General features: G+C 72.0%; 20 protein-coding genes and 1 pseudogene. 19 read left to right on the forward strand and 2 right to left on the reverse strand.

Annotated elements, in window-relative coordinates:
• Nucleotides 1–16: 16 nt before the first annotated feature.
• The 13 genes and pseudogenes from pyrF to HUT12_RS11130 form a co-directional block, all read left to right on the forward strand.
• Nucleotides 17–853 carry an orotidine-5'-phosphate decarboxylase gene (gene pyrF / locus HUT12_RS11070; protein WP_131055411.1) on the forward strand — a complete coding sequence of 279 codons (837 nt, stop codon included), beginning with the start codon at nt 17–19 and terminating at the stop codon, nt 851–853.
• 171 nt (nt 854–1,024) lie between these two features.
• Nucleotides 1,025–1,342, forward strand: coding sequence for an integration host factor, actinobacterial type (gene mihF, locus HUT12_RS11075; RefSeq protein ID WP_117229171.1), 318 nt, complete (start codon nt 1,025–1,027; stop codon nt 1,340–1,342).
• Nucleotides 1,343–1,367: 25 nt separating this feature from the next.
• On the forward strand, nt 1,368–1,901 hold the full coding sequence (locus HUT12_RS11080) for a guanylate kinase (RefSeq protein WP_176093306.1): 534 nt from the start codon (nt 1,368–1,370) through the stop codon (nt 1,899–1,901).
• A 52-nt stretch (nt 1,902–1,953) separates the two neighbouring features.
• Nucleotides 1,954–2,217 carry a DNA-directed RNA polymerase subunit omega gene (rpoZ, locus tag HUT12_RS11085; protein ID WP_007075826.1) on the forward strand — a complete coding sequence of 88 codons (264 nt, stop codon included), beginning with the start codon at nt 1,954–1,956 and terminating at the stop codon, nt 2,215–2,217.
• 13 nt (nt 2,218–2,230) lie between these two features.
• Entirely contained in the window at nt 2,231–3,442 is a 1,212-nt protein-coding gene (gene coaBC, locus HUT12_RS11090) for a bifunctional phosphopantothenoylcysteine decarboxylase/phosphopantothenate--cysteine ligase CoaBC (RefSeq protein WP_131055407.1), read from the forward strand.
• An 86-nt stretch (nt 3,443–3,528) separates the two neighbouring features.
• Nucleotides 3,529–4,722 carry a methionine adenosyltransferase gene (gene metK, locus HUT12_RS11095; protein WP_176093307.1) on the forward strand — a complete coding sequence of 398 codons (1,194 nt, stop codon included), beginning with the start codon at nt 3,529–3,531 and terminating at the stop codon, nt 4,720–4,722.
• Nucleotides 4,723–4,729: 7 nt separating this feature from the next.
• The gene (gene metK / locus HUT12_RS11100) at nt 4,730–5,923 is read left to right on the forward strand and encodes a methionine adenosyltransferase (protein ID WP_176093308.1); all 1,194 of its coding nucleotides are present in this window, start codon (nt 4,730–4,732) and stop codon (nt 5,921–5,923) included.
• Nucleotides 5,872–7,914 carry a primosomal protein N' gene (locus HUT12_RS11105; RefSeq protein ID WP_254876774.1) on the forward strand — a complete coding sequence of 681 codons (2,043 nt, stop codon included), beginning with the start codon at nt 5,872–5,874 and terminating at the stop codon, nt 7,912–7,914. The genes metK (HUT12_RS11100) and HUT12_RS11105 overlap by 52 nt, the downstream gene beginning before the upstream one ends.
• 282 nt (nt 7,915–8,196) lie before the next feature.
• The gene (locus HUT12_RS11110; protein ID WP_131055808.1) at nt 8,197–9,180 is read left to right on the forward strand and encodes an AAA family ATPase; all 984 of its coding nucleotides are present in this window, start codon (nt 8,197–8,199) and stop codon (nt 9,178–9,180) included.
• Between the two features lie 55 nt (nt 9,181–9,235).
• The gene (locus HUT12_RS11115) at nt 9,236–10,504 is read left to right on the forward strand and encodes a cytochrome P450 (protein ID WP_131055814.1); all 1,269 of its coding nucleotides are present in this window, start codon (nt 9,236–9,238) and stop codon (nt 10,502–10,504) included.
• 43 nt (nt 10,505–10,547) lie between these two features.
• Nucleotides 10,548–11,108, forward strand: a complete 561-nt coding sequence (gene def / locus HUT12_RS11120; protein ID WP_131055810.1) for a peptide deformylase — start codon at nt 10,548–10,550, stop codon at nt 11,106–11,108.
• Between the two features lie 4 nt (nt 11,109–11,112).
• A complete protein-coding gene (gene fmt / locus HUT12_RS11125) occupies nt 11,113–12,039 on the forward strand; it encodes a methionyl-tRNA formyltransferase (RefSeq protein ID WP_131055812.1) in 927 nt (308 codons plus the stop codon).
• Between the two features lie 44 nt (nt 12,040–12,083).
• Nucleotides 12,084–13,451 (forward strand): annotated as a pseudogene (locus tag HUT12_RS11130) (RsmB/NOP family class I SAM-dependent RNA methyltransferase); the annotation flags it as partial.
• Between the two features lie 52 nt (nt 13,452–13,503).
• Here HUT12_RS11130 and HUT12_RS11135 read toward each other — a convergent pair.
• Both HUT12_RS11135 and HUT12_RS11140 read right to left on the reverse strand, forming a co-directional pair.
• A complete protein-coding gene (locus HUT12_RS11135) occupies nt 13,504–14,388 on the reverse strand; it encodes a septum formation family protein (protein WP_176093309.1) in 885 nt (294 codons plus the stop codon).
• A 78-nt stretch (nt 14,389–14,466) separates the two neighbouring features.
• Nucleotides 14,467–15,354, reverse strand: coding sequence for a septum formation family protein (locus HUT12_RS11140; RefSeq protein WP_176093310.1), 888 nt, complete (start codon nt 15,352–15,354; stop codon nt 14,467–14,469).
• Between the two features lie 246 nt (nt 15,355–15,600).
• On the opposite strand from HUT12_RS11140, the gene rpe reads away from it, so the two are divergent.
• From rpe to ribH, 6 genes are all read left to right on the forward strand, one after another.
• Nucleotides 15,601–16,281 (forward strand): ribulose-phosphate 3-epimerase, encoded by a 681-nt coding sequence (gene rpe / locus HUT12_RS11145; RefSeq protein ID WP_176093311.1) that lies wholly within the window; start codon nt 15,601–15,603, stop codon nt 16,279–16,281.
• Complete coding sequence (locus tag HUT12_RS11150) at nt 16,247–17,263, forward strand: response regulator (protein WP_254876775.1); 1,017 nt, start codon at nt 16,247–16,249, stop codon at nt 17,261–17,263. Before rpe ends, HUT12_RS11150 begins: the two co-directional genes overlap by 35 nt.
• A 375-nt stretch (nt 17,264–17,638) precedes the next feature.
• The gene (ribD, locus tag HUT12_RS11155) at nt 17,639–18,700 is read left to right on the forward strand and encodes a bifunctional diaminohydroxyphosphoribosylaminopyrimidine deaminase/5-amino-6-(5-phosphoribosylamino)uracil reductase RibD (protein WP_176093312.1); all 1,062 of its coding nucleotides are present in this window, start codon (nt 17,639–17,641) and stop codon (nt 18,698–18,700) included.
• 2 nt (nt 18,701–18,702) lie between these two features.
• Nucleotides 18,703–19,320, forward strand: coding sequence for a riboflavin synthase (locus tag HUT12_RS11160; RefSeq protein ID WP_131057555.1), 618 nt, complete (start codon nt 18,703–18,705; stop codon nt 19,318–19,320).
• Nucleotides 19,321–19,396: 76 nt separating this feature from the next.
• The gene (locus tag HUT12_RS11165) at nt 19,397–20,656 is read left to right on the forward strand and encodes a bifunctional 3,4-dihydroxy-2-butanone-4-phosphate synthase/GTP cyclohydrolase II (RefSeq protein ID WP_131057558.1); all 1,260 of its coding nucleotides are present in this window, start codon (nt 19,397–19,399) and stop codon (nt 20,654–20,656) included.
• Nucleotides 20,657–20,661: 5 nt separating this feature from the next.
• Complete coding sequence (gene ribH, locus HUT12_RS11170) at nt 20,662–21,162, forward strand: 6,7-dimethyl-8-ribityllumazine synthase (RefSeq protein WP_176093313.1); 501 nt, start codon at nt 20,662–20,664, stop codon at nt 21,160–21,162.
• Nucleotides 21,163–21,332: the final 170 nt, after the last annotated feature.

Consider the following 21,332-nt stretch of genomic DNA (forward strand, 5'->3'; position numbering starts at 1 on the left):
GAGGAAAAGCTGGCTGATGGAGAGTTTCGGCACGCGGCTGCACCGGGCGGTCGACGAGCGGGGTCCGCTCTGCGTAGGCATCGATCCCCATCCGGAACTGCTGGCGAAGTGGGGGCTCGACGACGACGTCGACGGGTTGCGACGCTTCGCCCGGACCGTCGTGGACGCCCTCGGTGACCGGGTTGCGGTGGTCAAGCCCCAGTCGGCCTTCTTCGAGCGGTTCGGGTCTCAAGGGGTGGCGGTACTTGAGTCAACTATCCGACAGTTACGAGATTCCGGATCGCTCGTTCTGCTGGACGTCAAGCGCGGCGACATCGGTTCGACCGTCCGCGCGTACGCCTCGGCGTACCTGGACCCATCCAGTCCCATGTATGTCGACGCGGTGACCGCGAGCCCCTTCCTGGGGGTCGGCTCGCTCGCTCCGATGTTCGAGCTGGCCGTCGAGCACGGCGGCGGAGTCTTCGTCCTGGCGCTCACCTCCAACCCCGAGGGCGCCTCGGTCCAGCGTGCGCGCGGTGCCGACGGGCGCACCGTCGCGCAGACCGTGATCGACGAGATTTCCCAGCTCAACGCGGGTGCCGCCCCGCTGGGGAGCATCGGCCTGGTGGTCGGTGCGACGGTCGGCGAAACCGGCTGCGACCTCTCCGCGGTGAACGGTCCGCTGCTCGCACCCGGGCTCGGCGCACAGGGCGCCACGGCCGACGATCTACGGGTCGTCTTCGGTTCGGCCCTTACCTCCGTGCTGCCCTCGTACTCCCGGGAGGTGTTGGGAGCGGGCCCACGGCCGGAGGCGCTGCGGGCCGCGGCGGAGCGCGCCGTGGCGGACTGCCGGGCGGCCCTGGCGATGTCATGACTGACTGACGGCTCGGTCACTTTGCGGTGATCATCGCGTGCCCACGTTGCCGAAAGCTCCGTTGACCGCTAGTTTTCCCCGCGCTGGGAACCCCTTGGTTCACAGCGACACCACGTTTCACAGATGCGGCGGTGCGTCCCGCCCGTCGCGATAGGGACCTGAGGAGAACTGGTGCCGCTCCCGTCACTGACCCCTGAGCAGCGCGCAGCCGCGCTGGAGAAGGCTGCGGAGATCCGCAAAGCCCGTGCCGAGCTGAAGGAGCAGCTCAAGCAGGGCAAGACCACCCTCGGAGCCGTTCTTGCGCGCGCCGAGTCCGACGATGTCGTCGGCAAGCTGAAGGTGTCGGCCGTGCTGCAGGCGATGCCCGGAATCGGCAAGATCCGAGCCACCCAGATCATGGAGAAGCTCAAGATCGCCGACAGCCGTCGCCTGCGTGGCCTCGGCGAACAGCAGCGCAAGGCCCTGCTTGGGGAGTTCGCCGCCAACTGAGCACGGCTGCGTGTAGAAACAAGCAGTGAGCTTGGATGACGAGACGCGCCCGGCGGCTCGGCTCACTGTCCTGGCCGGCCCATCCGGCGCCGGTAGGGAGAGTGTCGTCGAGCTGGTCCGGGCGCGTTCTCCGTCTGTGTGGACGCCGCTCGCGGTCACCACCCGGCCCCGCCGGGAGGGCGAGATGGAGGGCGTCCACCGGCACTTCCTCGCCCCGCGGGAGTTCGACCGCCGGGTGGCCCGCGGCGAACTGCTGGAATGGAGCCGCTACGGGGCGTACCGGCGTGGCACGGAGCTGGCGCCGGTGCGTGACCGGCTCGCCGCCGGAGCGCCGGTCCTGCTGCCGCTCGACCTCGACGGGGCGCTGCTGGTCCGCGCGGTGGTACCCGACGCGCGACTCGTCCTACTCCATCCGCCCGGCCGCCGTCCGGGTACGGCCGTCCTGACGTCCTTCGACCGCAGCGTGTCGCACGACCGCACCGAGCGCGTGGTGGACGAGCTGGTAGGGTTGATCGGTTCTTCATTCCTGGCTTCGGCCCGGCCGCGTCCGCGCGGTTGAGCGCCGGCCCCGCGTGCCACGCGGTCCGTGCGAAAGACGCAGAGGTTAATCCGTGGGATCCATCGCCAACCCCGAAGGCATCACCAACCCGCCGATCGACGAGCTCCTGGAGAAGACGACGTCGAAGTACGCGCTGGTCATCTTCGCGGCCAAGCGCGCGCGTCAGGTCAACGCCTACTACAGCCAGCTCGGCGAGGGCCTGCTGGAGTACGTCGGCCCGCTGGTCGAGACGACCCCGCAGGAGAAGCCGCTCTCGATCGCGATGCGCGAGATCAACGCCGGCCTACTCACCGCCGAGCCGACCGACCAGCCGTAGGCTCCGCGCGTCGATGAGCGCCCGGATCATCCTCGGTGTCGGTGGCGGCATCGCCGCCTACAAGGCGTGCGAGGTGCTACGCCGGTTCACCGAGTCGGGCCACCAGGTCCGGGTCGTGCCGACCGCCGCCGCGTTGCGGTTCGTCGGCGCGCCGACCTGGGCGGCGCTCTCCGGTCAACCGGTCTCCGAGGACGTCTGGTCCGACGTGCACGAGGTGCCGCACGTCCGCCTCGGTCAGCAGGCCGACCTGGTGGTGGTCGCACCCGCCACCGCCGACCTGCTGGCCAAGGCCGCGCACGGCCTCGCCGACGACCTGCTCACCAACACCCTGCTCACCGCCCGCTGCCCGGTGGTGCTGGCGCCGGCCATGCACACCGAGATGTGGGAGCACCCGGCGACCGTCGCCAACGTGGCGACGTTGCGGGCCCGGGGCGTACGCGTCATCGAACCGGCGGTGGGTCGGCTCACCGGTGCCGACACCGGCAAGGGCCGGTTGCCCGATCCGGCCGAGATCTTCGCGGTCGCCCGCCGCGCGCTCCGCCGGGGCGTCGACGCCCCCGCCGACCTGGCCGGCCGGCATGTCCTCGTCACCGCCGGCGGCACCCGTGAACCGCTGGACCCGGTGCGCTTCCTCGGTAACCGGTCCTCCGGCAAGCAGGGCTACGCGTTCGCCCGGGCGGCGGTCGCCCGAGGTGCCCGGGTCACGCTGATCTCGGCGAACGTCGAGCTACCCGACCCGGCCGGAGCGGACATCGTCCGCGTCGGCACCACCGGCGAGTTGCGTGACGCCACGCTCGCGGCCGCCGTCGACGCCGACGCGGTGGTGATGGCGGCGGCTCCGGCCGATTTCCGTCCCGCGACGTACGCGCCTGGCAAAATCAAGAAGTCGGACGACGGCACCGCGCCCAGCATCGCGCTCGTGACCAACCCGGACATCGCCGCCGAGTTGGGCCGGAGCCGCCGACCGGAGCAGCTGCTGGTGGTGTTCGCTGCGGAGACCGGCGACGCCGAGGCCAACGGACGGGCCAAGCTCGCCCGTAAGCGGGCCGACCTCATCGTGATCAACGAGGTCGGGCCGGACAAGGTCTTCGGTGCCGAGACCAACGCGGCCACCGTCATCGGTGCGGACGGTTCGGTCACCCAGATGCCCGAACAGTCCAAGGAGGACCTCGCCGACGAGGTGTGGGACCTGGTGGTCTCCCGGCTCGCCGACGGCGCCGCCTGACCACGATCCACCTGTTGACCATCGACCGGCGCTCGGCGGTGAGTGACTAGACTGCCGCGGAACGACGTCCACAACTTAGGAGTGCCGTGACACGCCGCCTCTTTACGTCCGAATCGGTCACGGAAGGCCACCCGGACAAGATCGCTGATCAGATCAGTGACGGTATTCTCGATGCCCTGCTCACTCAGGATCCGCATAGCCGTGTGGCGGTGGAGACTCTGATCACGACTGGTCAGGTGCATGTGGCGGGTGAGGTGACGACGAAGGCGTATGCCGATATTCCGTCGATCGTGCGGGAGACGATTCTGGGTATCGGGTATGACTCGTCGAAGAAGGGTTTCGATGGGGCGTCGTGTGGGGTGAGTGTGTCGATTGGGGCGCAGTCGCCGGATATTGCGCAGGGTGTGGATAACGCCTTTGAGTTGCGGACGGGTTCGTCGGAGTCGGCGTTGGATGCGCAGGGTGCCGGTGATCAGGGGATGATGTTTGGTTTTGCGTGTTCGGAGACGCCGGAGTTGATGCCGTTGCCGATCGCGTTGGCGCATCGGTTGGCGCGTCGGTTGTCGGCGGTGCGGAAGGACGGGACGGTGCCGTATCTGCGTCCGGATGGTAAGACGCAGGTGACGATCGAGTATGAGGGTCTGCGTCCGGTGCGGTTGAACACGGTGGTGGTGTCGTCGCAGCATGCGGCGGACATCTCGTTGGAGTCGTTGTTGGCTCCGGATGTGCGGGAGCATGTGATCGGGCCGGAGTTGGAGGGCCTGGGGTTGGATGTTGAGGGGTATCGGTTGTTGGTGAATCCGACGGGCCGGTTTGAGATCGGTGGTCCGATGGGTGATGCGGGGTTGACGGGTCGGAAGATCATTGTGGATACCTATGGTGGGTATGCGCGGCATGGTGGTGGGGCGTTTTCGGGTAAGGATCCGTCGAAGGTGGATCGGTCGGCGGCGTATGCGATGCGGTGGGTGGCGAAGAACGTGGTGGCGGCGGGGTTGGCGGAGCGGTGTGAGGTGCAGGTGGCGTATGCGATCGGTAAGGCGCATCCGGTGAGTTTGTTCGTGGAGACGTTCGGTACGGAGACGGTGTCGGTGGCGTCGATCGAGCGGGCGGTGTCTGAGGTGTTCGATCTGCGTCCGGCGGCGATCATTCGGGATCTGCACCTGTTGCGTCCGATCTATGGGCAGACGGCGGCGTATGGGCATTTCGGTCGGGAGTTGCCGGATCTGACGTGGGAGAACACGGACCGGGCCGCCGACCTCAAGTCGGCCGCAGGAGCCTGACACAAGCGTGTCACGCCGCCTCTTTACGTCCGAATCGGTCACGGAAGGCCACCCGGACAAGATCGCTGATCAGATCAGTGACGGTATTCTCGATGCCCTGCTCACTCAGGATCCGCATAGCCGTGTGGCGGTGGAGACTCTGATCACGACTGGTCAGGTGCATGTGGCGGGTGAGGTGACGACGAAGGCGTATGCCGATATTCCGTCGATCGTGCGGGAGACGATTCTGGGTATCGGGTATGACTCGTCGAAGAAGGGTTTCGATGGGGCGTCGTGTGGGGTGAGTGTGTCGATTGGGGCGCAGTCGCCGGATATTGCGCAGGGTGTGGATAACGCCTTTGAGTTGCGGACGGGTTCGTCGGAGTCGGCGTTGGATGCGCAGGGTGCCGGTGATCAGGGGATGATGTTTGGTTTTGCGTGTTCGGAGACGCCGGAGTTGATGCCGTTGCCGATCGCGTTGGCGCATCGGTTGGCGCGTCGGTTGTCGGCGGTGCGGAAGGACGGGACGGTGCCGTATCTGCGTCCGGATGGTAAGACGCAGGTGACGATCGAGTATGAGGGTCTGCGTCCGGTGCGGTTGAACACGGTGGTGGTGTCGTCGCAGCATGCGGCGGACATCTCGTTGGAGTCGTTGTTGGCTCCGGATGTGCGGGAGCATGTGATCGGGCCGGAGTTGGAGGGCCTGGGGTTGGATGTTGAGGGGTATCGGTTGTTGGTGAATCCGACGGGCCGGTTTGAGATCGGTGGTCCGATGGGTGATGCGGGGTTGACGGGTCGGAAGATCATTGTGGATACCTATGGTGGGTATGCGCGGCATGGTGGTGGGGCGTTTTCGGGTAAGGATCCGTCGAAGGTGGATCGGTCGGCGGCGTATGCGATGCGGTGGGTGGCGAAGAACGTGGTGGCGGCGGGGTTGGCGGAGCGGTGTGAGGTGCAGGTGGCGTATGCGATCGGTAAGGCGCATCCGGTGAGTTTGTTCGTGGAGACGTTCGGTACGGAGACGGTGTCGGTGGCGTCGATCGAGCGGGCGGTGTCTGAGGTGTTCGATCTGCGTCCGGCGGCGATCATTCGGGATCTGCACCTGTTGCGTCCGATCTATGGGCAGACGGCGGCGTATGGGCATTTCGGTCGGGAGTTGCCGGATCTGACGTGGGAGAACACGGACCGGGCCGCCGACCTCAAGTCGGCCGCAGGAGCCTGACCGGCACGAGGAGTGACGACCGGCGACCCGCTGACGGGTCGCCGGTCGCTCGTGTCTGTGTCGACGTACCGCTGCCGCACCTGGATCGGCTCTTCGACTACCTGGTCCCGTCGGACCTCGCCGACGACGCGGTCCCCGGCGCGCGGGTGAAGGTCCGCTTCGCCGGTCAACTCGTCGACGGTTGGGTGCTGGAACGGGCCGACCGCTCCGACCACCCGAAGCCGGTGTACCTGACCAAGGTGGTCTCGCCGGTGCCGGTGCTGGCACCCGAGGTGGCACGGCTGGCCCGGGCCGTCGCCGACCGGTACGCCGGCAGCCTCGCCGACGTGCTGCGCCTCGCCGTGCCGCCCCGGCACGCCCGCGTCGAGAAGGAGATCCTCACCCCGCCCCCCGACCAGGCGCCGTCGGTCACCGAAGCCACCCCCACCCCGGAGACACCCGATCCGGGTGGGTGGCGGGACTACCCGGCCGGACCGGCGCTGCTGCGCGCCCTGACCGAGGGGCGGTCGCCCCGGGCCGTGTGGTCGGCGTTGCCGGGGGAGGACTGGGCGGCCCGCTACGCCACCGCCGTCGCCGCCACCGTGGCCTCCGGCCGGGGTGCGCTCGTGGTGGTCGCCGACGGCCGGGACCTGGACCGGCTCGACGCCGCGCTCACCGCCACGCTGGGCGCCGGGCGGCACGTCTGCCTCTCCGCCGCGTCGGGACCGGCCCGTCGCTACCGGGCCTTCCTGGCCGCCCGCCGCTCCACCGCCCCGGTGGTGATCGGCACCCGGGCGGCCATGTTCGCTCCGGTGGCCCGGCTCGGTCTGGTGGCCGTCTGGGACGACGGTGACGACCTGCACGCCGAGCTGCGGGCCCCGTACCCGCACGCCCGCGAGGTGCTGCTCACCCGGGCCCAGCTCGACGACGCGGCGGCGCTGGTGGGCGGTTACGCGCGTACCGCCGAGGCGCAACTGCTGGTGGAGACCGGCTGGGCCCGCGAGGTGGTCGCGGACCGGGCGGTGCTGCGGGCGCGTACCCCGGCGGTCGCTCCGACCGGCGACGACCCGCAGCTGGCCCGCGATCCGGGCGCGGCGACCGCGCGGCTGCCGAGCCTGGCCTGGACGGCGGCCCGGGAGGCGTTGCGGGCGGATCTGCCGGTGCTGGTGCAGGTACCCCGTCGGGGTTACATGCCCTCGGTGGCCTGCCAGGACTGCCGGACCCCGGCCCGCTGCCCGCACTGTGCCGGGCCGCTGGCGTTGTCCTCCGCCGGTCGGCCGCCGGCCTGCCGCTGGTGCGGCCGGGTCGCCGCCGCGTACGCCTGCCCGCACTGCGGGGGACGGCGGCTGCGTGCCTCGGTCACCGGTGCCCGGCGTACCGCCGAGGAGTTGGGCCGGGCCTTCCCCGGGGTGGCGGTCCGGACCTCCGGGCGGGAGGAGGTGTTGGCCGACGTGCCCGGCGGCGCCGGACTGGTGATCGCCACGCCGGGTGCCGAACCGGTCGCCGAAGGTGGGTACGGCGCGGTGCTGCTGCTGGACACCTGGGCCATGCTCACCCGGGCCGACCTGCGGGCGGGGGAGGAGGCGCTGCGCCGGTGGGCGGCGGCTGCCGCGCTGGCCCGGCCGGCGGCGGCGGGCGGCCGGGTGGTGGTGGTCGCCGACGGCGCGTTGGCGCCGGTGCAGGCGTTGCTGCGGTGGGATCCGGGCTGGTTCGCCGCCCGGGAGTTGGCCGAGCGGCGGGAGTTGGGCTTCCCGCCCGCGATGCGGATGGCCAGCGTGACCGGGCTGCCGGTGGCGGTGGCCGACCTGCTGGCGCAGGCGCGGCTGCCGGAGGAGGCGGAACTGCTCGGCCCGGTGCCGGCCGACGGCGACCGGGAACGGATGCTGGTCCGGGTGCCCCGGGCGCGGGCGGCGGCCATGGCCGAGGCGTTGCACGCGGCGGCGGGGTCGCGCACCGCCCGCAAGGCCGCCGAACCGGTACGCCTCCAGGTCGACCCGCTCACGCTGTTCTGACGCCGAACGGTGACGCTGAGTGACTGTCGGTCGCCGGATGTGACCTGATCCTCGCGTGTGGTGTCGACGCGCCGCTCCCGAGTTGCGCGCGCGGGAGTCCCGTGGTCAAGGTGGTAGCATCGCCCGTCATGCCGGGGCGCACGACGAGTCCAGGTCGTGACGCGGCGTCAGGCACGTGGAGCCGGAGTTGTCGCGGGTCGGCGTGGTGACGGCGGGACCGGGTCGGTCCGGCGCGATATCGATGACGATCCAGTACAGCCGGTGATCAGGGGTGGACCAGTCGTGACCGTTCGTCAGTCGATCGTCTTCAACGGTGACCTCGGCAGCGGCAAGAGCACCGTGTCGGTGGTGATCGCCGAGCGGCTCGGCCTGCGCCGGGTCAGCGTCGGTGACCTGTACCGGCAGATGGCCCAGGAGCGTCAGATGACCGCGCTCCAGCTCAACCTGCACGCCGAACTCGACCAGGCGGTCGACGGCTACGTCGACCAGCTCCAGCGCGACATCGCCGCCTCCGGCGAGAGCCTGGTGATGGACTCGCGGCTGGCCTGGCACTTCTTCACCGACGCGCTCAAGGTGCACATGATCACCGAGCCGGGTGAGGCGGCCCGCCGGGTGCTGCTGCGGCCCTCCGGCCCGGCGGAGAGCTACACCTCGATGGAGGAGGCAAAGGCCAAGCTGCGGGAACGCAGCGAGAGCGAGCGCAACCGCTTCGTGGTCCGGTACGGCGTGGACAAGGCCCGGCTGCGCAACTACGACCTGGTCTGCGACACCACCCGGGCGCCCGCCGGCGAGGTGATCGAGCGGATCGTCGACGCGTACGAGGGCCGGCTCGCCCCGGAGGTGCTGCGCGCCGCGCCGCCGCTGCTGCTGCTCGACCCGGCCCGGGTCTACCCGACCGAGGACGTGACGGAACTGCGCGGGCTCTGGGACTCCAGCGTCGTCGACGAGGTCGTCGCCGCCGGTGAGACCGCCCTGGAGCCGTTGGAGATCGGCTACACCGGCGAGTACTTCTTCGTGGTGGACGGGCACCGTCGCCTCAGCGCCGCGCTGCGCGGCGGGTTCCGGCTGGTGCCCGGCCGGCTGGTGGCCGAGGTCGACGAGCCCGTGGTGGGGGGGATGAGCGCGGTCGACTACTTCGCCGCGCAGGCCCGGCCCAGCCTGATCCACGACTGGGAGGCGGCCCACGACATCCGCCTGCCGCTGCCGGAGCACGCGCTGCTCGGCGGGGACGCGGTGCTGGCGGGGGAGTCCGGCACCGCGGGGTGAACCGCCGCCGTGCGGCGCGGGCATGATGGAACCTCCCGACCCGCAGGAGGCCGCCATGGACGCCGCCGGCACGCTCGCGCTACTCATGTCGCCCACCGGGCGGGTCGATCCCTATCCGGCGTACGAGCGGATGCGTGCTTTCGGGCACGTCGTCCCGGCCGGTCCCGGCTTGTTCGTGGTGACCGGGTACGCCGAGGCCGACGAACTGCTCCGGGACCCGAGTTTCCAGGTGCTCGACGGCGAGTTGCGGGACCAGGTCCTGCCGCAGTGGCGGGAGAGCCCGGCGCTGTCGTCGATCGCCCGGTCGATGCTGCGGACCAACCCGCCGGACCACAGCCGGATGCGGCGCCTGGCGGCGGGCGCGTTCACCCCGCGCCGGATCGCGGGTATGCGGGACGTGGTGTCCGCCCAGGCCGACGAGCTGATCACGGCGATGGCGGCGGCCGGCCGCGACGGCGTACCCGTCGACTTCATGGCCGAGTTCGCCTACCCGCTGCCGGTCGCGGTGATCTGCGAGCTGCTCGGTGTACCGTCCGCCGACCGTCCGCTGTTCCGGCGGTGGGCGGCCGACCTGACCGGGGTCCTGGAACCCGAGATCACCCCGGCGGAGCTGGCCGTGGCCGACGCCGGTGCCACCGAGCTGCGCGACTACTTCACCGAGCTGGTGGCGGCCCGCCGCCGACAGCCGGCCGACGACCTGACCACCGCGCTCGTGCAGGCGCACGACGCCGGTGACCGGCTCTCCGGCGAGGAGCTGCTGGCCAACCTGGTGGTGCTGCTCGTGGCGGGCTTCGAGACCACCACCAACCTGCTCGGCAACGGCCTCGCGGTGCTGCTGGCGCACGCGCGGGAGGCCGACGTGCTGCGCCGCCACCCGGAGCACGCCCCGGCGTACGTCGACGAGCTGCTCCGCTTCGACTCGCCGGTGCAGTTGACCACCCGGACCAGCACCGCGACCGTCCGCCTCGGCGGTGTCGAGGTGCCCGCCGGCAGCTGGATGTTGGTGCTGCTCGGCGCGGCCAACCGCGACCCCCGGCGGTACCCTGAGCCGGCGCGGTTCGACCCGTGGCGGGCCCAGCTCGGCCCGCTCTCCTTCGGTGCCGGCCCGCACTACTGCCTCGGTGCGGGGCTGGCCCGGCTGGAGGCGCAGGTGGCGTTCCCGGCCGTGCTGCGGCGACTGCCCGGGCTGGCTTCGGCGGGCACCCCCCGCCACCGCACCCGGTTGACCCTGCGCGGGTACGACACGCTGCCGGTCACCGTCGGCGAGCTGGCGCCGCACGCCGATCGTGGTGCGCCGACCGGCACCTCCGCGGGCACTCCGTAGACTGGTACGGCACTCCCGTCCCACCGTTAAGGAGCCGACCCGCGTGACCGTTCAGCCCATCCGTCTGTTCGGGGACCCGGTGCTGCGCACGCCGGCCGATCCGGTGGTCGACTTCGACGTCGAGCTGCGTTCGCTCGTCGCCGACCTGACCGACACCATGCGTGAGCGCAACGGCGCCGGCCTCGCCGCGCCGCAGCTCGGGGTGGGCCTGCGGGTGTTCACCTTCGACGTCGACGACGTGCTCGGTCACCTGGTCAACCCGGTGCTGGAGTTCCCCGACGAGGAGGAGCAGGACGGCCCGGAGGGCTGCCTGTCCATCCCCGGGCTGTACTTCGACACCAAGCGACGGCAGAACGTGATCGCCAAGGGCTTCAACGGCTACGGCGACCCGATGCAGATCGTCGGCACCGGCCTGATGGCGCGCTGCGTGCAGCACGAGACCGACCACCTGGACGGGGTGCTCTTCATCGACCGGCTGGACCAGGCCGGCCGCAAGGAGGCGATGAAGGCGATCCGGCAGGCCGAGTGGTACGACGTCGCCGCGCCGCCCACGGTGAAGCTGAGCCCGCACGGCAGCGGCAGCCCCTTCGGTCTGGGGCGGTGAGTCGATGCGCGTGATCTTCGCCGGTACGCCGGCCGTCGCCGTCCCCGCCCTCGCCGCCGTGGCCGCCTCGCGGCACGAGCTGGTGGCCGTCGTCACCCGGCCGGACGCCCCGGCCGGACGCGGTCGTGGCCTGCAACGCTCACCGGTCGGCGCCTGGGCCGACGAGCACGGCGTCGAGGTGCTGACCCCGGCCCGTCCCCGGGAGCCGGAGTTCCTGGAGCGGCTGCGCGAGCTGGCACCGGACTGCGTGCCGGTGGTCGCCTACGGCGCGCTGGTGCCCCCGGTGGCGCTGGAGATCCCCCGGCACGGCTGGGTGAACCTGCACTTCTCGCTGCTGCCGGCCTGGCGGGGTGCCGCACCCGTGCAGCACGCCGTGCTGCACGGCGACGAGCTGACCGGGGCCAGCGTCTTCCAGTTGGAGGAGGGGCTGGACACCGGGCCGGTGTACGGCACCCTGACCGACGAGATCCGACCCGCCGACACCTCCGGCGACCTGCTGGAGCGGCTGGCCGACAGCGGTTCAGGGCTGTTGGTGGCGGTGCTGGACGCGCTGGAGGACGGCACCGCCCGCGCCGAACCGCAGCCCGCCGACGGGGTCTCGCTGGCCCCGAAGCTGACCGTCGAGGATGCCCGGGTGCGCTGGGCCGACCCGGCGTTCGCGGTGGACCGCCGGATCCGCGCCTGCACCCCGGCGCCCGGCCCGTGGACGACCTTCCGGGACGAGCGGGTGAAGCTCGGCCCGGTCACCCCGGCACCCGACGGCCCCGATCTCAAGCCCGGTGAGCTGCTGGTGGAGAAGGCGCGGGTGCTGGCCGGCACGGCCACCGTCCCGGTCCGCCTCGGCGAGGTGCGGGCGGCGGGCAAGCGGGTCATGCCGGCGACCGACTGGGCACGCGGTGTCCGGGTCGCCACCGGGGAGGAGTTCGCGTGAGGGAGACCACCGCTCGTCGAGGGCCCGAGCGCCGTGGCCCCCGGAGCGGGCGCAACGCCGCGGACCGGCCACGTCACGCCGCGTACGAGGCGGTCGCGGCGGTGCACCGGGACGACGCGTACGCCAACCTGGTGCTGCCGGCGATCCTGCGCGACGAGGGACTGATCGGCCGGGACGCCGCCTTCGCCACCGAGCTGACCTACGGCACGCTGCGCCACGTCGGCACGCTCGACGCGATCCTCACCGCCGCCGCCGGTCGGGACGTGCAGCGGATCGATCCGCCGGTCCGTGACGCGTTGCGGATCGGCGCGTACCAACTCCTGCACACCCGGGTGCCCGCCCACGCGGCGGTGTCGTCCACCGTCGACCTGGTGCGGGTGGTGGGCCCGGGGGCCACCGGCTTCGCCAACGCGGTGCTGCGCGAGGTCGCCGAGCGCGACAACGAGGCATGGGTGGCCCGGCTGGCACCGCCGCTGGAGACCGACCCGATCGGTCACCTCGCCCTCGCCTACAGCCATCCACAGTGGATCGTCCGGGCGTTCTCCGAGGCGCTCGGCGGGGACCTCGGCGAGACCACCCGACTGCTGATCGAGGACAACGAGCGCCCGCCGGTGCACCTGTGCGCGCGGCCGGGCCGGGCCGACCCGGTCGAACTCGCCGACGAGGTGCGTGGCGCTCCGGGCGCCTTCTCGCCGTACGCGGTCTATCTCGGCGGCGGTGCCCCCGGCGACCTGGCGGCGGTGGTCGACGGCCGGGCGCACGTGCAGGACGAGGGGTCCCAGTTGGTGGCCGACGCCCTCGCCGCCGCGCCGCTGGACGGGCCGGACGGCCGCTGGCTCGACCTCTGCGCCGGTCCCGGCGGCAAGTCGGGGCTGCTCGGCGCGATCGCCGCGCAGCGGGACGCGCGGTTGACCGCGGTGGAGGTGGCCGAGCACCGGGCCCGACTGGTCGAGAACGCGACCCGGGGGCTGCCGGTGACCGTGCTGCACACCGACGGCCGGCTGGTCGGCGGCGAGCCGAAGCTGCCGGAGGAACACTTCGACCGGGTGCTGGTCGACGCGCCCTGCACCGGCCTGGGCTCGCTGCGTCGCCGGCCGGAGTCGCGCTGGCGGCGCCAGCCCTCGGACCTGCCCGCCCTGACCCGGTTGCAGCGTGAGCTGCTCACCGCCGGGCTGCGGGCGGTACGCCCCGGCGGGGTGGTGGCGTACGTGACCTGCTCGCCGCACGTGGTGGAGACGCACGTGACGGTCACCGAGGCGGCCCGCCGCTGCGGCGCACCGGTGGACTTCGTGGACGCCCGGCCGTTGCTGCCGGCCGGCATGCCCGGGCTCGGCGACGGGCCGACCGTGCAGTTGTGGCCGCACCGGCACGGCACCGACGCGATGTTCCTGGCTCTGCTGCGCCGCACCTGAGCCTCGCCGCACCGCGTTGCCGGGCATGGGCGAAGCGCCCCGGGCCCGCCGGTCAGGTGATCGGCAGGGCCCGGGTGCCGCCGCCCTTGAGTGACCGGGTCAGGGTGCGCTCGTGCAGCCACAGGAAGCACTGCACCCCACGGTCGCCGCTGCGCCAGTCCGGCTCGGAGGGGTGGTAATAGATCGTGCCGACGCGGTATTGCAGGTTGCCGTCGTCGGGTACGCCGGCGTACTTCGCGATCAGACTGCGGCAGGCGCGGTGCGCCCGCGCGCTGTCCTTGAGGAACGCCGAGTAGCTGGTGGCCGGGGCCTTCCACACCCCGACGAACTCGGCCCGGTGCCGGGCGCTGCACTTCACGGCCACCATCTCGGTGACGTCGTCACCCTTGGTCTCGGCCTCGAAGCAGCCGTGCCGCAACGGCGACGACCCCTCCAGCGTGCCCGCCAGGCTGGCGGTGCGGCGGACCGGGTTGGGGGTGTCCAGCCCGCGCATCTCGTGGGCGTCGCAGCGGAACCAGCGGGCCCCGCCGGTCCAGGCCCGGGGCGACGGGAAGACGACGGTCAGCCCGATCCGGGCGGTCCGCCAGTCGCCGCCCAGCACGCCCCGGACGGCCCGGTCGCACTCGCCGTACGCGGTGCGCATCGCCCGGCTGCCGGCCTCGGGCGGAGCCGTCCCGCCCGCCCCGGTCAGCCGCCCGACGTGCAGCGTCTCGGCCCGGTGCGGCTGCGCGCAGTCCACCGGCGCGTACCCGCCGAGGTATCCGACGTCCTGCGGTTGGGTGTGGCAGGTCTGCGCCGCCGGGGTGAACACCTCCGGCGCGGCCATCACCGGCCAGTCGTCGACCAGGTCACCGTCGATGCCGGCCGGTCTGGTGCTGCACGCGGCCAGCGCCAGCGTCACCGCGCCCAGCGCGACCCCGATCCACCACCGTCGCATCCCCCGTCGACCTCCTGCCGCGCGTGGCCGTGACCGCGGACACGGCACGCCACGGTGCGGCAGCATACGGCACCGTGGTCAGGTGACGGGTAGTCCCTGCGGGCCGACACCGCGCATGGAGCCGGTCAGCTTGCGGTCGTCGCTCCACAGGAAACACCGCACTCCCCGGTCGCCCTCCTCCCACTCGCGCTGCGACGGCGGATAGAAGATCGAGCCGGCACGGTACGGCAGGTCGGCGTTGTTCGGTACGTCGGCGAAGGAGGCGATCAGCTCCATGCACCGCTGGTGCGCCCGGGCGGAGGAGTCGACGAACTCCTTCCAGCTCATGTCCCGCTCGACGTAGACCCCGACGAATTCGGCGCGGTGCGGTTCGGTGCAGAGCACCGGTGCCATGTAGTTGAGGTTGTCGCCGATCAGCTTCGGGTCGAAACAGCGGTGCACCAGCGGCGAGTCGCCGATGAGGGCACCGCGCAGGCTGCCGGTGCGGTTGACCGGGCGGGTGTTGTCGATGCTGTCGGTCTCGCTCAGGTCGCAGCGGAACCACCGGGCGCCGCCGTTCCAGGCGGAGACCGAGGGCAGCGCGATGTTCATCGTCAGTCGTGCGGTGTGCCAGTCGCCGCCGAGCACCAGGCGGGCCCGCTGGTCGCACTCGGCCCGCGCGGTCCGCAGCGCCGCCGAGCCCGGTTCCGGTCGCCGTCCCCGCGCGTCCGACCCGGTGAACGTGCCCACGTGGACCGCCTCGGCGAGGTGGTTGCGGGCGCAGTCCACCGTCTCGTATGTGCCCGCCTGCACGATCGGGGTGATCCGGGGCAGGCAGGCACCGGTGGCCGGGACGAACATCGTCGGCGCCCGCAGGGCGGGCCAACCGTTGGTGATGTCGCCGTCCGTCCCGCCCGGCCGTACGCAGCCACTGAGCACCATCGCCGCCGCGCCGGCCAGCGCCAGCGTCGCGAGCCACCGTCGCATCGTCCGCCCTTTCCGGGAACCGTCGCCCGGCTGTCGGCTCCCGTGCCCACCGGCCTGCACGTTACCGTCACCGTCCCCGATGGAGTGTTGCCGCGATTCGGACCATTGGCCAGTCAAGTCCCCGCTTCGTCCGGTTCCACTGGTCCGAAGGGGGTCATTCTGCACCAATGGTCACGCCCGAGTCACCGGGCGTCCCCGTTGGTGGCGTGCTGCCGCGACCGTCGGGCGCGTTCGTACACTGGCCCAGTGACCGTACCGCCGCCGATCGTCGCGCCCAGTATCCTCGCCGCCGATTTCGCCCGTCTCGCCGAAGAGGTCCGTGCCGTCGAGGACGCCGCGGACTGGCTGCACGTCGACGTGATGGACAACCACTTCGTGCCCAACCTGACCATCGGGCTGCCCGTCGTGCAGAGCCTGCGGGCCGCCACCCGGCTGCCCTTCGACGTGCACCTGATGATCGAGGACCCGCAGCGCTGGGCACCCGGCTACGCCGACGCCGGCGCGTACAACGTGACCTTCCACGCCGAGGCGTGTGACGACCCGGCGGCCCTGGCCAAGGACCTGCGGGCAGCCGGCGCCAAGGCCGGCCTGGCGATCGACCGGGACACCCCGATCGAGCCGTACCTGGACCTGCTGCCGAGCTTCGACACGCTGCTGGTGATGACCATCAAGGCCGGCTTCGGCGGGCAGCGGTTCATGCCGCAGTTGCTGGAGAAGGTCCGCCTCGCCCGGCGGCACGTGGACGCCGGCCATCTCGAACTGCGGATCGAGGTGGACGGGGGGATCGCCGCCGACACCATCGAGCAGGCCGCGGCAGCCGGTGCCGACGCCTTCGTCGCCGGCACTGCGGTCTACGGCGCGGACGACCCGGCCGAGGCCGTACGCCGACTGCGTGCGCTGGCGGAGCGCGCGGCGCCCGGAGCCTGAGGTGGAGCCGGCCGGGGAACACAAGGACGTGATCCTGGTCGTCGACGACGACCGGGACATCGCCCGTTTCGTCGAGGTGAACCTGCGACTGCACGGCTTCGAGGTGGTGCTCGCCGGGGACGGTCAGGAGGCGCTCGAACTGATCGAGCGGCAGCGGCCGGACCTGGCCGTGGTGGACCTGATGATGCCCCGGGTGGACGGCCTGGAACTGACCCGGCGGCTGCGCGCCGATCCGATGACCGCCGCGCTGCCGGTGATCATGCTGACCGCCAAGGGGATGACCGTGGACAAGGTCCACGGGCTCAGCGCCGGTGCCGACGACTACCTGGTCAAGCCCTTCGACACCGCCGAGCTGGTCGCCCGGGTCAGCTCCACGCTGCGGCGCAACAAGGAGTTCCGCGAGGTCTCCCCGCTGACCGGGCTGCCCGGCAACAGCCGGATCCGGCGGGAGATCGCCGACCGGATCCGGGTCGGCTCGGACTACGCCGTCGGCTACATCGACGTCGACCGGTTCAAGAGCGTCAACGACCGGTACGGCTTCTCCCGGGGTGACGGCTTCATCTCGGCGCTGGCCCGCAGCCTGCACCGGGCGGTGGTCTCGGTCGCGTTGCCCCCGGCCTTCCTCGGGCACGTCGGCGGCGACGACTTCGTCTTCGTCTGCACCCCGGAGCAGGTCCTGCCGCTCACCTCCCGGGTCTCGGCGGACTTCGAGACGGCCGCCGACGCGCTCTACGACCCGACCGACCGGGAACGCGGCTACGTGGAGCTGAAGGACCGGCGGGGCAACGTCCGGCGGGCCGCGCTGGTCACGCTCTCCATCGGGGTCTCCGTCTCGGACCGGGACAAACGCCTCACCGACCCCCTGGAGGCGATGACGATCGCCTCGGAGATGAAGACCGTGGCCAAGAGCCAACCGGGCTCGTACGTGGCGGTGGACCGCCGTCGGGGTGTCGCCGACCCCGGTCACCGACATGTGAAGTAGCTCGCCGGGGTGGCGCAGAACCCTGCGAAGCGTGTAAGACTTCCCTCAGTACCCACCACGCGCTGGCGGGACTCGGTGTAATTCCGAACCGGCGGTGATCCACGGTCCGACCGTGGTAAGCCCGCGACCCGGGAGCGGTTCGTCCGCCCGGTGGACCTGGTGAGAATCCGGGGCCGACGGTTGGGGGCGGCTGGTCCGCACCCAGACAGTCCGGATGGGAGACAGCGCGCGGGACGGCACGGGCGTGTGGTTCGCCGGACTCTCGGCGTGCCCACCGTCTGCCGGGGGCGGCTGTGCCGTACCCGGATCTGCGCCGCCTGCTCGCGAGTCGATCTTCCTGCCCGCGCGAGCAGAGCGAGAGGGCAGGGCCAGGTGATGGCGAGCGTCTCCGTCGACGAGGCGATGCGTCGCGCGATCGAGCTCGCGGCGCGCGGACTCGGCACGACCAGTCCGAATCCCGTGGTCGGCTGCGTCCTACTCGACGCCGACGGCGAGGTGGTCGGCGAGGGCTTCCACGCGTACGCGGGCGGACCGCACGCCGAGATCGTCGCGCTGGCCCAGGCCGGGCGGCGCGCCAAGGGCGGCACCGCAGTCGTCACCCTGGAACCCTGCGACCACACCGGCCGCACCGGCCCCTGTAGCGCCGCCCTGGTCCAGGCCGGGGTCGCCCGCGTGGTGATCGCCGTACCGGACCCGAACCCGGTCGCCACCGGCGGCGCGGCGACCTTGCGGGCCGCCGGGGTCCGGGTCGACCTGGGGGTACGCGGCACCGAGGCGGAGAGCGGCAACATCGCCTGGCTGACCGCCATGCGCCGGGGCCTGCCCTTCGTCATCTGGAAGTACGCCGCGACGCTCGACGGCCGTTCGGCGGCGGCCGACGGCACCAGCATGTGGATCACCTCCGAGGCGGCCCGGATGGACGTGCACGCGCTGCGGGCCACCGTCGACGCGGTGGTCGTCGGCGTCGGCACCGTGCTCGCCGACGACCCCCGGCTCACCGTCCGCAACCTGCGCGACGGCAGCCTCGCCATCCAGCAGCCGCTGCGGGTGGTGGTCGACTCGGCGGGGCGTACCCCGGCCGACGCCGCGGTCCGCGACGGTGCGGCCCGGACCTGGATCGCCACCGCCGCCGAGGTGGGCACCGGCCCGGACGGCGGCGTGGACCTCTTCGCGCTGATGGCCGCGCTGCACGGGCGCGGGGTACGCGCCGTGCTGCTGGAGGGCGGCCCGCGCCTGGCCGGGGCGTTCCTCGCCGCCGGCCTGGTCGACCGCGTCGTCGGCTATCTCGCTCCCCGGCTGCTCGGCGCCGGACCCGCCGCTCTGGTCGACGCGGGTGTGAGCACCATCGCCGAGGCCATCGACCTGGAACTCACCGACGTTACGCAGATCGGTCCCGACCTGCGGATCACCGCGCTGCCCCGAAAGAGGGAGGGCTAGGCATGTTCACCGGCATCGTCGAGGAACTGGGCGAGGTCGTCGGGATCACCCCGACGGCACAGGATTCGGCCACGGTCGCCGTACGCGGCCCACTGGTCACCTCCGACGCCCGACACGGCGACTCGATCGCGGTCAACGGCGTCTGCCTGACCGTGGTGGAGGTCGACGGCGGAGTGTTCACCGCCGACGTGATGGGCGAGACGCTCCGGCGTACGGCGCTGGGCGCGCTGCGCGCCGGCGACCCGGTCAACCTGGAACGCGCCGCCGCACTGAACAGCCGCCTCGGCGGTCACCTGGTGCAGGGGCACGTCGACGGGGTGGGCGAGGTGATCTCCCGGGAACCGGCGCCGCGCTGGGAGACGGTCCGGTTCCGGCTGCCCGCCGCACTCTCCAAGTACGTGGTGGAGAAGGGGTCGATCACCGTGGACGGGGTGTCGTTGACGGTGGCCGAGGTCGGTGACGACTGGTTCTCCGTGGGCCTGATCCCCACCACGCTCTCGCTGACCACGCTCGGCGGCCGGACCGTCGGCGACCCGGTCAACCTGGAGACCGACGTCCTGGCCAAGTACGTCGAGCGCCTGCTCACCGCGCGCTCCACCGGAAGCGGAGTGCCGGCATGAGCGAGCGTCAGCGAGCGAATCATCGGTGCAGTAAGGCGCTGCCTCATGGCGGCACGGAGCGAAGCGGAGTGCCGGCATGACCTTCGATCGCATCGAGGACGCGCTGGCGGAGATCGCCGCCGGTCGACCGGTCATCGTCACCGACGACGCGGACCGGGAGAACGAGGGCGACCTGATCTTCGCCGCCGAGTTGGCCACCCCGGAACTGCTCGCGTTCACCGTGCGGCACACCTCCGGCTTCATCTGCGTACCGCTCACCGAGGACGAGTGCGACCGGCTCGACCTGCCGCCCATGCACCACACGAACCAGGACCGGCGGCAGACCGCGTACACGGTGACCGTGGACGCCCGCGAGGGCGTGAGCACCGGTATCTCCGCCGCCGACCGGGCGCACACCATCCGGCTGCTCGCCGACCCGGCCACCGGCCCGGCCGACCTGGCCCGACCCGGTCACGTGGTGCCGCTGCGGGCCCGCACCGGCGGGGTGCTGCGTCGGCCGGGGCACACCGAGGCGGCCGTGGACCTGACCCGGTTGGCCGGGCTGCGTCCGGCCGGCGTGCTCTGCGAACTGGTCAACGACGACGGCACCATGATGCGGTTGCCGGACCTGGAGAAGTTCCGGGCCGAACACTCGCTGACCCTGATCACCATCGCCGACCTGATCGCCTACCGACGGCGCACCGAGAAGCAGGTGGAGCTGGTCGCCGACGCGCGGATGCCCACCGAGCACGGGGTGTTCCGGGCGTTGGGCTACCGCAGCGAGTACGACACGGCCGAGCACGTGGCGCTGGTGATCGGCGACATCGGTGACGGGCGCGACGTGCTGGTGCGGGTGCACTCCGAGTGCCTGACCGGCGACGTCTTCGCCTCGGTGCGCTGCGACTGCGGGCCGCAGCTCAACGCCGCGCTGGAGCGGGTGGCCCGGGAGGGGCGGGGCGTGGTCCTCTACGTCCGAGGCCACGAGGGACGCGGCATCGGCCTGTTGCACAAGCTCCAGGCGTACCAGTTGCAGGACCAGGGCCGGGACACCGTCGACGCGAACCTGGACCTGGGCCTGCCGGCCGACGCCCGGGACTACGGCACCGGCGCGCAGATCCTCTACGACCTCGGGGTCCGCACGATGCGGCTGCTGACCAACAACCCGGCCAAGCGGGCCGGGCTGGAAGGCTACGGGCTCACCGTGACCGGCCGTGAGGGCCTGCCGGTGCGCCCGCACCCGGAGAACGTGCGCTACCTGCGCACCAAGCGGGACCGGATGGGGCACCTGCTCGACCTGGACGAGGTGTCGGAGGCCCCGATGGGCCGTCCGGTCGCCGGCAAAGAGATCGGAGCGTAGGCGAGATGGCGGGTTTCGGCGAGCCGGGGACGACCCCGGTCGACGCGTCCGGGATGACCGTGGGAGTGGTCGCCGCACGGTGGCACGGTGAGCTGACCGACCACATGCTGGAGCGGGCGGTCGCCGCCGCGCAGGCGTGCGGGGCGCGGGCCGTGACGGCCCGGGTGGCCGGCTCGGTGGAGCTGCCGGTGGTCGCGCAGGCGTTGGCCCGCCGCTGCGACGTGGTGGTCGCGCTCGGCGTCGTGATCCGTGGCGCGACCGCGCACTTCGACTACGTCTGCCGCTCGGTCACCGACGGGCTGACCCGCATCGCGCTGGACGAGGGCAAGCCGGTGGCACACGGCGTGCTCACCGTCGACACCATCGAGCAGGCCCGCGACCGGGCCGGGCTGCCCGGCTCCGCCGAGGACAAGGGCTGGGCCGCCACCGTCGCCGCACTCGACGCGGCGCTGGCCGTCCGGCAGGTCGCCACCGCCGGCAACCAACGCGTCGGCTTCGGCGCCTGACCGCCCGTCACCCCTCCGTCGCCGGAGGGGTGACGGGCGGTCAGTGCAGAACTGCGAGCCGGCGCTTCAATTGATCAATGAATCGGTGGAGGATGTCGCTGGGAACCGCAACCTCTCTTCTTGGGTGGGTGCCTACGCGGATCGGAACGTGGCCTTTCGGCAACGACCAG

The sequence above is a fragment of the Verrucosispora sp. NA02020 genome, assembly GCF_013364215.1.
In the GTDB taxonomy this organism is placed as follows: domain Bacteria; phylum Actinomycetota; class Actinomycetes; order Mycobacteriales; family Micromonosporaceae; genus Micromonospora.